14 protein-coding genes are annotated in these 11,462 nt (G+C 39.5%); all 14 read right to left on the bottom strand.

From position 1 onward, the window contains the following. Positions 1-102 precede the first annotated feature (102 nt). The 14 genes from clpX to N693_RS0103930 all read right to left on the bottom strand — a co-directional run bounded on the left by clpX (position 103) and on the right by N693_RS0103930 (position 11,375). A complete protein-coding gene (clpX, locus tag N693_RS0103995; RefSeq protein WP_025783482.1) occupies positions 103-1,368 on the bottom strand; it encodes an ATP-dependent protease ATP-binding subunit ClpX in 1,266 nt (421 codons plus the stop codon). 369 nt (positions 1,369-1,737) lie between these two features. Continuing rightward, the gene (gene tig, locus N693_RS0103990; protein WP_025783481.1) at positions 1,738-3,036 is read right to left on the bottom strand and encodes a trigger factor; all 1,299 of its coding nucleotides are present in this window, start codon (positions 3,034-3,036) and stop codon (positions 1,738-1,740) included. A 103-nt stretch (positions 3,037-3,139) separates the two neighbouring features. Continuing rightward, positions 3,140-4,117: a hypothetical protein gene (locus N693_RS0103985; protein WP_025783480.1), complete on the bottom strand. Its 978-nt coding sequence runs from the start codon at positions 4,115-4,117 to the stop codon at positions 3,140-3,142. Between the two features lie 74 nt (positions 4,118-4,191). Further along, positions 4,192-4,728 carry a hypothetical protein gene (locus tag N693_RS0103980; RefSeq protein ID WP_025783479.1) on the bottom strand — a complete coding sequence of 179 codons (537 nt, stop codon included), beginning with the start codon at positions 4,726-4,728 and terminating at the stop codon, positions 4,192-4,194. 49 nt (positions 4,729-4,777) lie between these two features. Next, complete coding sequence (locus N693_RS0103975) at positions 4,778-5,323, bottom strand: hypothetical protein (RefSeq protein ID WP_025783478.1); 546 nt, start codon at positions 5,321-5,323, stop codon at positions 4,778-4,780. A gap of 21 nt (positions 5,324-5,344) precedes the next feature. Beyond that, a complete protein-coding gene (locus N693_RS0103970) occupies positions 5,345-5,797 on the bottom strand; it encodes a GNAT family N-acetyltransferase (protein ID WP_025783477.1) in 453 nt (150 codons plus the stop codon). A gap of 134 nt (positions 5,798-5,931) precedes the next feature. After that, positions 5,932-7,233: a globin-coupled sensor protein gene (locus N693_RS0103965; RefSeq protein WP_025783476.1), complete on the bottom strand. Its 1,302-nt coding sequence runs from the start codon at positions 7,231-7,233 to the stop codon at positions 5,932-5,934. A gap of 297 nt (positions 7,234-7,530) precedes the next feature. Continuing rightward, positions 7,531-8,247, bottom strand: coding sequence for a DUF421 domain-containing protein (locus N693_RS0103960; RefSeq protein ID WP_025783475.1), 717 nt, complete (start codon positions 8,245-8,247; stop codon positions 7,531-7,533). A 193-nt stretch (positions 8,248-8,440) separates the two neighbouring features. Next, the gene (locus tag N693_RS0103955; RefSeq protein WP_025783474.1) at positions 8,441-9,127 is read right to left on the bottom strand and encodes a copper homeostasis protein CutC; all 687 of its coding nucleotides are present in this window, start codon (positions 9,125-9,127) and stop codon (positions 8,441-8,443) included. 132 nt (positions 9,128-9,259) lie between these two features. Further along, a complete protein-coding gene (locus tag N693_RS0103950; RefSeq protein ID WP_025783473.1) occupies positions 9,260-9,640 on the bottom strand; it encodes a hypothetical protein in 381 nt (126 codons plus the stop codon). Between the two features lie 100 nt (positions 9,641-9,740). Beyond that, a complete protein-coding gene (locus N693_RS0103945) occupies positions 9,741-10,190 on the bottom strand; it encodes an SgcJ/EcaC family oxidoreductase (RefSeq protein ID WP_025783472.1) in 450 nt (149 codons plus the stop codon). 62 nt (positions 10,191-10,252) lie between these two features. Further along, positions 10,253-10,738, bottom strand: a complete 486-nt coding sequence (locus tag N693_RS0103940; protein ID WP_025783471.1) for a GNAT family N-acetyltransferase — start codon at positions 10,736-10,738, stop codon at positions 10,253-10,255. 62 nt (positions 10,739-10,800) lie between these two features. After that, positions 10,801-11,037, bottom strand: coding sequence for a hypothetical protein (locus N693_RS0103935; protein WP_025783470.1), 237 nt, complete (start codon positions 11,035-11,037; stop codon positions 10,801-10,803). 56 nt (positions 11,038-11,093) lie between these two features. Further along, on the bottom strand, positions 11,094-11,375 hold the full coding sequence (locus N693_RS0103930) for a hypothetical protein (protein ID WP_025783469.1): 282 nt from the start codon (positions 11,373-11,375) through the stop codon (positions 11,094-11,096). Positions 11,376-11,462 lie beyond the last annotated feature (87 nt).

The raw sequence follows: 11,462 nt of genomic DNA, 5'->3' as shown, positions 1-11,462 counted from the left end.
TTTAACCCATTAACTATGTATTGAATACAATAAGAAAAATGAGGGAAAAAGCTGACTCATTCAGCACAAATGCGCTTTCTCAAAGTCAGCTTTCTCCTTCAATTATGCAGTATGTTTTTCTGAATCAAGTTTGATTTCTGAGCCATCTTCAAGATAAAGAATTGGGGAGCCCTCACCCAAAACCGAATCTTTAGTTATGACACATTTTTTAACTTCTTCTAACGATGGAAGTTCATACATCACATCGAGCATGATATTCTCGATAATCGAACGCAAACCACGAGCACCTGTCTTCCGCTCAATTGACTCTTTTGCAATTTCGATAAGGGCTTCGTCTTCAAATTGCAATTCAACATCATCTAGACCCAGCATCTTCTGATATTGTTTAACAATTGCGTTTTTCGGAAGTGTCAAGATCTGATAAAGCGTATCTTCACTTAGTTGCTCCAAAGTCGCGATAACCGGTAAGCGGCCGATGAATTCAGGGATTAATCCGAATTGCTGAAGGTCTTCTGGAATCATTCTTGATAGTAAAGAACGATCCTCCTCAGCAGCGTTCGGATCGGATCCAAATCCAATTACTTTTTGGCCGACACGACGTTTAATAATCTCGTCAATCCCATCGAATGCTCCACCGACAATGAATAAAATATTCGTTGTATCAATTTGAATGAATTCTTGATGAGGATGTTTACGTCCACCTTGTGGAGGTACACTCGCTACCGTACCTTCTAGAATTTTAAGAAGGGCTTGTTGGACACCTTCTCCTGAGACATCACGCGTAATCGAAGCATTTTCTGATTTACGTGCCACTTTATCAATTTCATCGATGTAAATAATTCCTTTTTCAGCGCGCTCCACATCAAAATCTGCGGCTTGAATAAGTTTAAGAAGGATATTTTCAACATCTTCCCCTACATAACCTGCTTCGGTTAAGGAAGTCGCATCTGCGATTGCAAATGGAACGTCCAAAATACGTGCAAGTGTTTGCGCGAGGAGTGTTTTACCACTACCCGTTGGTCCAATGAGAACGATATTCGATTTTGCGAGTTCTACGTCGTCAACTTTACTTCCTGTGTTTACACGCTTGTAATGGTTATAGACCGCTACTGAAAGTGATTTCTTTGCGCGATCCTGTCCAATAATATACTCGTCTAGAATGGATTGGATTTCTTTTGGCTTTGGAACTTCTTTGAATTCGAAACCTTCTTCGAGTCCAACTTCTTCTTCAACGATTTCCGCACAAAGTTCAACACATTCGTCACATATATAAACCCCTTGTCCTGCAACAAGTTTGCGGACTTGGTCCTGCGTCTTGCCACAGAACGAACAGCTCAAATTGTCTTTTTCGTCGTTAAATTTGAACAAATTGCTCACCCCTATTCAGTGAAATCTTACAAGATTCTAACTGGTTTATCAACTATTTCGTTCTTTTGATGTATGTACACGGGTTTTTACCCGCGCTTAGTGCATTGACAGGTATAGTGAGAAACAGTGTTGTTTTCCACTTCAGACGGACGCTTTCCGCGGGCTCGAACTCAGCCTCCTCGGTTGCTTTGCTCCCTGTGGGGTCTTCAATCTTCGCTTATCCCTCCGGAGACGCCTCCTTGCGCTTCAATCATTAGCATATCCTTAGTTATAGAATTTATCACTGTACTATAGTTCGACAGTCTACACTATCCTCAATATACAAAAACAAGGCACGGGGTTCCGTGCCTTGCCCAGATCGGCTTTGGATTATTCTGCAGCTGCTTCTGTGATTTTTGCGTTGTCAACTAAAAGTTGAACTGTTTTGTTGAAACGAAGGTCGTTTTCGAGCATTTCAGTACCACCAAGAGCAGTTTTGATTTGTTCGATGTCCATGTTGAATTGTCCAGACATTTTGTTAAGTTCTTCGTTGATTTCTTCTTCAGTAACTTCGACGTTCTCTTCTTTACCGATTGCTTCAAGAGTAAGTGATACACGCACACGGCTTACAGCGTCGTCGTGCATTTGCTTACGAAGTGATGCTTCGTCTTGTCCAGAGAACTGGTAGTACAAGTCAAGGTTCATGCCTTGCATTTGAAGACGTTGTCCGAACTCATCAACCATACGGTTAGTTTCAGATTCAACCATTTCTTCAGGTACTTCGAATTCAGCGTTACGAGCAGCTGCTTCTACGAGGTCGTCGCGAAGTGCTGTTTCAGAAGCTGAGCTCTTTTCAGTTTCTAGGTTTTCTTTCATTTTCTTACGAAGCTCGTCCACTGTTTCAACGTCTTCGTCCATTTCTTTAGCAAGTTCGTCGTTCAACTCAGGAACTTCTTTAGCTTTTACTTCGTTGATTTTCACTTTGAATACTGCTGGCTTTCCTGCAAGTTCAGCTGCGTGGTATTCTTCAGGGAATGTCAATTCAACGTCTTTTTCTTCACCAGTTTTCAAGCCGATTAGTTGCTCTTCAAAACCTGGGATGAATGAACCTGAACCAATTGCAAGGTCATAGTTCTCAGCTTTACCGCCTTCGAAAGCTTCTCCTTCAGAGTAACCATCGAAGTTGATGTTCGCTGTGTCGCCTTCTTCGATTGCGCCGTCTTCTTTCACGACCATCTCAGCCATTGACTCACGACGTGTTTGAAGTTCCATGTCGATTTCTTCGTCTGTAACTTTTGTCTCTTGGCGTGTTGCTTCAAGGCCTTTATACTCGCCTAATTTCACTTCTGGTTTAAGTGGAACGATTGCTGTGAATACAACTGGCTCGCCCTTTTCAAGCTTTTCGATGTCGATTTCTGGTGATGCAATCGGCTCAAGACCTTCTGCACGCACAGCTGCATCGTATGCTACTGGAAGTACGATATCGATTGCATCGTTGTAAAGTGCTTCTTCTCCGTACATTTGGTTGAACATTTTGCGTGGCATTTTTCCTTTACGGAAACCAGGTGCATTTACTTGCTTAACGACCTTTTTGAATGCTTTGTCCAATCCTTCGTTAAAAGCCTCTACTGAAACTTCAAACGTTAACTTTCCTTTGTTACCTTCTTGCTTTTCCCATTTAACTGACATTTCCACATACCTCCGAATCATAGTGACGAATATATTTTGTACCGTTTATACGCCATTGACAACCATCTCAGTATATCATAGTCTCTTTATCTTTCAAGAAATTTCATTCAAAAGCTCCACTGGAGTCCTGATCGATCTCAAAGATCAGCTTATGCAAAGCTGTTTGAGGAAGAGGAGCCCCTTCAAATAGAAACATAGAATAATTTTCATAGGCACATGCAACGGCTTTCGCTGGAGCACCCCAATCCAGAGGATAGCTGATTAAAGTGAACTTTTTTACAGCCTCTTCAACTAGAGAAAGCCGGGAGGGATCTTTATCCATTGCTTGTTGGAGAAGTGTACAAATTTCTTTTGTAATCGGGTCTTCGCCTGGTAGTGGAAGCTGAGATGGTATGACACTAAGTCCTCTCCCAAACTTACGGATAACAAGTGATTCTTTAAACCCTGAATTACGCAACAAAACCAACGCAACAGTTCTTAACACAGGAGGGAGGTTGTCGTAAACTGCAATTTCAGCAAGCAACTCCTGAGAATTCTCGGAAACATCACTTTCCATTTGCTCAAGTAATTGGTGCTGTTGAAAACGATCCATTTGTAAAAAAGCTTCAAATGAGACCACTTCTTTTGGTTGCACGACAAAGTCGTCCACAAACCTATTTAATAACCTCCCGTTCAACTCACGCAGATACATAAACTTCTGTTTAAGTTCACTAGGAATAATTTCTTCATCGAGAAGAGCTCCAATGGTGTCTTCCACTTCCTCATAATCCTGAAGTTGCATACAAATCGCAAGGTATAGCTCCATTGCTTCAAAATATTCACTCATATCACTTTGTAACCACTTCGCTGCGTAAGGTTTGGCTTTCGCGAATTCCTTCGTTTCATACAATGCTACTGCGAGTATTCCGGGTATTTCAGGTAAGTTGGGGGCAATTTCAAGAAGCTGTTCCGAAATACTGACAGCTTTTTCGAATTCCTCCGCTTGCATTGCATCTTCGGCTTGGTCTAGCAATCGCTCCACCGTTCCGGGAAAGACAATCATATTGCCTTTTTTATGCAGTCTTTTCCGATTGCGTTTCACGTCCGTCACCTGCTTTCACTGATACTATAGCACAGCATTTCCACTGTACGCATGTTAGACGGACAATCACTGGTTCATTCTTTTTTAGGGACCAATATTTTTTCCACCTCGACACCTTCATGAGCTAGTCGATTTTCAATAGGTGGAAGAAACTTCATAAACAATCGATTCATAGTGAGTGTTAACTTAATATCATCGTTAAACTTAAAATCGAACTCTGATTTCCCATCATCCGCAGGTACTGACCTGAACTCCGCTTCATCCACATCACTCCACGTATATGAATGTGTTTGCAAAGAAAACAGCGGACGATATGTAATTCCGTCATCCGATAACATCGTATAGTTCAGTGAAGCTATGTAAAAACTTACGCCCGCCAATATCGTTAACCCTATACTTATAAATATGGATTTTTTGCTCATATACATTGCATATAGAACAAATGATGCAGCAATTAGTAAAACGAAAGCAATTGCATATACCGTGTAAACACCTCCAGAAACAAATATGAACCAACTCCCCGATTCGAAATAGATCGAGTTCGCTATGAAATTAGGCAGCAAAAAGACGATAAACGGTGCCATTAATAATAAGGAAATCCCAATAACCATCGGGATATGTCTCCGTTCTGTGTGAATAGCAACCCACTTCCTTGTCTATTTATTTCCAATTCGCTTTCAGCTTTTTCATCTGTTTAGCATCATCTTCGGCTTCTATTAATTGTTTTCCTAAATTTCGAATGTCTTCGTCCTGAGTAGCATCAAACAATTTACGAAGTCCTATAATAATATCGCTTCGGATCATCGCAGGATGGACGCCGTTCACAGCATTATAGAAACGATTCGATAGATAATCGGCAACCAGCTTTTTCTGCTCGTCACCACCGAGTGCTATTTTCCAAAATGATTGTAACGCGTGTCGGGACGTGACAAATTTCTCATCCTCTGCAACCGTACAAAGAGATGAGAAATTATCTAAAATACGATTTTCTGAATCACTTTTAGCAAGACCTGCGAGGAATTGTGCTCCTCGTGCACGTTTATGGGGATCTTTATCATGAAGCCATTCAGCAAAAAGACCCCAGACCTCATATGCCCAATCCACAGGTTCTTCGATTTCCTTTTGAATCGTTAGGAATGCTTCATACTGATTCGTCTTGTCTGAATCACCCAGTTGCTTTAAATAGTGTTGTATAGAATATTCCATGTTTACTAATCTGACTCCTTATTAATTGAATGCCATTCGATGTGTTGTTTCAGAAGCCGAATCATCAAATTCAAAACCATTATGACGGTAAAAAGCATCCGCTTTAGATGACTCTGTTTTAACAGTCAACTCATGAAACACATTTCGCGCATGCTCAACAATTTCTTTCAGTAACAACGATCCCGCACCGTTTCTACGTTCTTTCGCTTTCACGTAAAAACGCTGAAGTCTCCCAGTCTCTGGATCTCCTCCTGGAACCGGAAAGCGATTTACGCCTCCAATTGCTACTACTTTCCCTTTCTCATCTTTCACACAATACAAGGCTTCCCCAGGATCGGAAAATGTATTAATGCCTTCTTTATAATCTTCCGCAAGTCGTGTTAAAAAACGATATCCTTCTTCTTCGCTTTCAGAAATAAGTGATTCGATATTAAGTTTCGTCAAGTCTTGAACTGTTTCCACTACGTATGTCATATCACTCGCTCCTCTACTATTAAAATAGATACACGTTCTACATTATTGTCATTCTGCACAACGAGTGAAGATTCCTCCTTTTTAGAATTATTATTAACATTCCGCCTAGTTAGATATGGAGCTATCTTATAAAGTTATGCAAGTGCAGCAGCTTTATTCAACGCCTCTGCCGATGATGCTACTTCAGTTGTAGACGTTTTAATTTCCGTGACACCATTAATTACATCGTTCATTTGTTGTTGTACAGTCAAAACAAGGGAAGCACTTCTTTCAATAGCATTTACGACATCATGAAACGATGAATTCGTTAGCTCAGACGCAGTTGCACCTTCACGTACTGCATGATTAACGGCGTTCAAATCATCAAGCACCTGTCCTTTAATTTCATTTGAATTCGAAATGAGTTTTTGAATTTCAGTAACTGACTGCTTCGTTTGCTCAGCAAGCTTTCGCACCTCTTGGGACACGACCGCAAATCCTTTACCGTGCTCACCCGCACGCGACGCTTCGATTGCAGAGTTCAGCGATAGTAAGTTCGTTTGGTCAGCAATCTTTTGAACAATACCAATAACAGCTGCAATTTTATCGGAAGCCTCTCCTAGGTGTTCAATACTCTGCATCATACTCTTTGTATACGATTCAATTGCTTCAATTTTCTCCAATAAATCAGTGAGACGAACTTGACCTTCACTGACAGATGATTTTGCAAACTCTGCTTGCTCATTACTGTCTTTAGTAGTTTCGTTTACGTGACGAATTGTCGTACTCAACATTTCAGCAGATGCTTGAGTCTGTTCTGCCAAAGCTACCAACCCTTCACTAACTTCCAGCATGGTGTTTTTAAGGTCGGCTTTCCCATTTTGAAATTGTTCATTTAATTTCTTTTGAGTTTCATCATCATATGCTTCTAAAACAAGCTGTTGCTCAAAGCTAATCATCTTGTTAATGGCTGAAAGTAGTAAATGGACTTCTTTTGTATTTTCCAACTCACTGCAGATGATTCCGAGTAAAGTGTTTTGAAGGTTTTGGAACGCTCCCATGTAGGATGAAGGAGGTAATCCAATTGAGTAATGAGCTTTCGCAACCCGAAGTTGTTTTTGTATGAACTCATCATTAATAGCCCCATCAAACATTTCGATAATATGCTTTTTCAATGTATCTCGTAACCAATCTTTTGTCGTATGTCTTTCGATCATTTCTTTTAATTCTCTCACTTGCAAAATTGTGCCGTAAAAATTATCGACCAAGTCGTCTCCATGCAATATAATTATAGGCTGAATCGACTTAATCAATTTCAAATCCTCTTCTGTGAGATGTATCATTTTTAATTTCTTTATAATTTCCTTGTCTTCTACTCGAATTTCAACATTCATGGTTCTAGCAGTTTCAAACACCTTTGGTTTCATTTTCGTCTTGTTGGCACTAAAAAATTTCATAACGTTCTCCTCCAGATTACTCAGTGACAGAGGCAAGCTGTCGTAACCAAGTTAATAAAACGGGCTGACAGTTATGCTTTTTTGACTAAGCGTTAAAAGTACGGGACACTTCTAGCGATAAAATACCATTTTATTGCTGTTTTTTCCCATCTGTTAATATTATTTCTCTATCGCTTTAGTAAATCCCTTTAATTTGTAGGTCAATTTACACAAATCCAACAATCAAGAAGGATATATTTGTTCACCAGCAAATAGAGAGGAACCAATATCATGTATATGGTATTGGTTCCTCTCTATTTAATTATCTTTAGCTGTCCTTTCATCGACATGCAAGTCTCCATTACCTTGGATTTCCGCATAAAAGACTTGGTCAACGCGATTAATCCCTTTCTTTTTAAGCTGATCATACACCCATTGTTCTGTTAAGTTAAGTTCTGATAAATTTTCCAAAACGAGTTCTCCATCTGAAATAATTTCAGTAGGAATGTATTTAGGTTCTCTGGTAGACGCCTTTACATCAGCTTTTGTAGCATTCTCTAATCCTGCGCGTTTCATGACACTTAAATTTCCATTGACTTCGAAAATGGCATAGTACACGTCTTTTATCGAAAAAATGCTTTGTTCACGTAGTAGCATATTGACGTCATTAAGATCGAGACGCGCTTTCCTTAATGAACCCTCTTCAATTTTCCCTTCTCGAATTATAATTATTGGTTTATCATCTAACAAGATACGTGCTTTTTTGGATTTCATAGCAATATAATTCATCGCAATCGTCAATACTGCCCACCAGATCATCGCAACTAACCCGTCCGTGAATGGCGTCTCCGATTCTCCTGCGATATCAGCTGCAATCGACCCAATCGTGATTCCAGTCACGTAATGGAAGAATGTAAGTTGGGAAATTTGTTTTTTTCCCATGAAACGAGCCAACAATAAGAGCACCAGAAACGCAAGTGTAGTGCGCAAGATCATTTCCCAGAAATCCACCTTAAAGAAATCGGTATGTTCCATAGTACAATTGCACCTCCGTCTTAAAAGGAGTATGCGCCTTTTCTATAGAACCAATACGTTTAATAATTATCAGCAGTATGTTGTACTATTGAAAACCATAGGATTGTAAACCTCATGGACCGAGGTTTGGGGGTTTTTAAAGAGAATACATCCCTTTTAGTGATAAGGTGGTGTTTTACCAAGAGAAGATAGCTTATTGACTAATGATTGACTTGATGTTTGTTATCACTTTTTGGTTCATTGGATACTGAAAACTTTGGTGTTCTCGGACTGCGGATCCAAAATGGACTTCTGTAACCCCTGTCGATTCAATAAATTCAGCTAATCCTTCAGGTATCATACCGTTCCCTGCTAAAATCGTTACTGAGGTATTTTTTGTCTTCTCAACCAATTGCCTGATTTTCTCTACCGATTGAGGAGCAGGTGCTTGGCCACCTGACGTTAAGATACGTTGGATTTGAGGGAAGTCACCTATCACATCGACCGCTTCGAGCTGATTTTCAATTGCATCGAATGCACGGTGGAATGTGACATTCAAGTCTCCTGCTGCATCCAAAAAACGCTTCAAATTGACAGTATCCACCCGATTGTTTTCATCTAATATGCCGATGACAATTCCTGAAGCTTTTGTCTGCTGAATGTGATGGATATCCGCAAGCATAACTTTGATATCTTCCTCAGTATAATTGAACGTTCTACTATGAGGACGGACAATGACGTGGACTGGAATCGAAACTCCCTCAACCACCGCTTCAATCAACCCTAAACTTGGTGTCAATCCACCTTCAGTTAGTGCTGAACATAATTCCAGCCGGTCTGCTCCAGCTTGTTCAGCTAGTAAAGCATCTTGTAGGTTTGTTGCGATAATTTCTAATTTCATAGTCGAATACCTCCTTGCAAAGTCAAAAAGTAACCTCCCATTTCCTAAAATAAAGGAACAGAATGAGGCTTACTCGTTAGGTTAACAGTATACGCTAACCTACAACGTGTTCAATCATATAGAAGGCGTGATTCAAGGAGTAGGTTGGGCAGCTTTCAGTTTCTTATATTCACGGTATAACTCAAACACGCTAATCGCCAGAACTAACCATAGAGCAGGACTGGTTAGGGACAGGCCCACTTGGGAATTCCCTCCCAAAATGGTGAACACTATAATTAGCCCCATCAGATAAATCACCGTTGCAGCACCCCAAAGGAAATTGGATCTTAATGTATGATCCTTTAGAAGAGGTGTTGTATAGAAGCCAACAAACAAAATCAGGAGTAAGAATACATTAACTATCGGTTTAGGAATAGACAACAAATCGTTTATCTTAGGAAAGAAATCATATGCCATTAATAAAGCAACGGAAATAACAATAAGTCCAATTGGAAGCCAATTTTTACTAATCATTTTAAACTCCTCCCTCTTCGTTCATTTACGGATTATTGCTATCAATAGTTCCAATTTACATTGATGTTAGTGCTAGACAATAAAGTAAATCGATTGTTAGTTATCTGAGGAGTTGCTGTAATTCATCCGTCATCTCTTCAACTAACTCTGGTCTACCGTGGAACTGAGCAGGGGTATTTTGAAAAAGCTCAACTCGCCATTCATTATCCTTTTTAACAGCAACTAGAGTTTGAAGCGCATTTACCTTTGGCTCAATATCCGTCTTTCCAGGTGGAATCATTCCCGCAATAGCGTGTAAAATTGCGACGTCAGTTCCTAATAACCTAATATCTTTAACCTTAGCTATAAAAGGTGCTGTTGGATGTTGTTCAAATATAGGCTCTAGGTGTAATAGTATTTCTTTTTTTCCAATAACTTTACTTCCATCAAATCCAATTTGAACCCCCAGCTCCGTAAATTGATTTGCCATTCCTTGTGCATCTCGATTATTCCAAGCAGCTATTAGTTTTTTATAAAGATTTTCAATTTCACCGCGGTATGAAGTGTTCAAGTTATTTACCTCCTTAAATATGGTATTCCCACCGTATTATCATCTTATGTTTAGGAAACCATTCACAGGGTCAAAACCATTCGAACGGATTGCAGCATATGACCATCGAAGTCTTCCTCAAACTGTTCAATCATCTTAAATCCTTTTGCATCGTAGAACGACTTTCCGATCAGGTTATCTTTTTCAACTGTTATGTAAATCTTTTTAACATTTTCAAGTTGGACGATTCCTTCTTGTAACAAAGCCGTTCCAATCCCACTTCCTTGATATTCTGGATGAAGATAAATCGCAGCTAATTCAGATTCACCAACATCATTTACTGGAGAAAAGTTTGCAAAGCCTACAAGGTTTCCATCCTGTTCTCCAACAAGCATCAACGAGTGTTCTAAGCGACGCGCCATCATCTCATCACTATAAGCGGTGGTTAGAAATCGTTCTTGAACATCATGCGGAATGATGCTTTCATAGGTTGCATTCCAGCTGATTTTCGCCACTTCTTGTATTAGTTGAGCGTCTTCTGCCTTCATATTCCGTATCGAAATTTGCATGTCAACCACCTCTATCTTAAAAGTATTTCCATCTGTTGTAACTACCAACACATGGTAGAAATTTATTCCAAACGGTCACGTCGTTCGCTTAAATATTGTTCATAAGCTTTTTGTACTTTATCTTTTTTGGGAGAGGATTCATGGATTTTTTTATGAATGTCATTCATCATATACAGCCCCCAGAATAGACATCCTACAACGATTCCAAACGCGAGGACTCCCCCAAACACCGGACCGGCGAAAACCAGTAAAAGCGCTCCTAAAATTGTTGCTACTACAATAAAACCAAATAGCGCCATAAATTTTCTCCTTAAATTTCAAATTTCCGCGCTTCTTTAAGAGCATACAATCTACATTAAATAAGCACGTACAGAAGTAAAATGAATATCCAAATAAGGGCATAACCAATTTCAAGTAGTACTACTTTTTTGTCCGCTTTATTGATAAGACTTACAATTATATCAATTAGAGAAAGAACTGCTACGAGTAGAAAAACCCACATTAAGTAGTACAAATCGAGATGATTGAAGATCGCCATGAACAAAAAGAATGTCATTCCGATTACCATGAACACCCTGATAAACTTCAGAATTTTGGAGTTGGACTTATTTTCCACCTTTTGAAAAAACGCATTCATTTTTTTCCACCTTCATTCGATTGAATTAGCCTAGGTCTATTTATTGAATGCCTATGTTTTTTTATTTTTTGGATCTAAAGTATCCTT

The organism is Sporosarcina sp. D27 (genome assembly GCF_000586555.1).
Classification (GTDB): Bacteria; Bacillota; Bacilli; order Bacillales_A; family Planococcaceae; genus Sporosarcina.
This window is presented reverse-complemented; position numbering and strand designations above follow the sequence as displayed.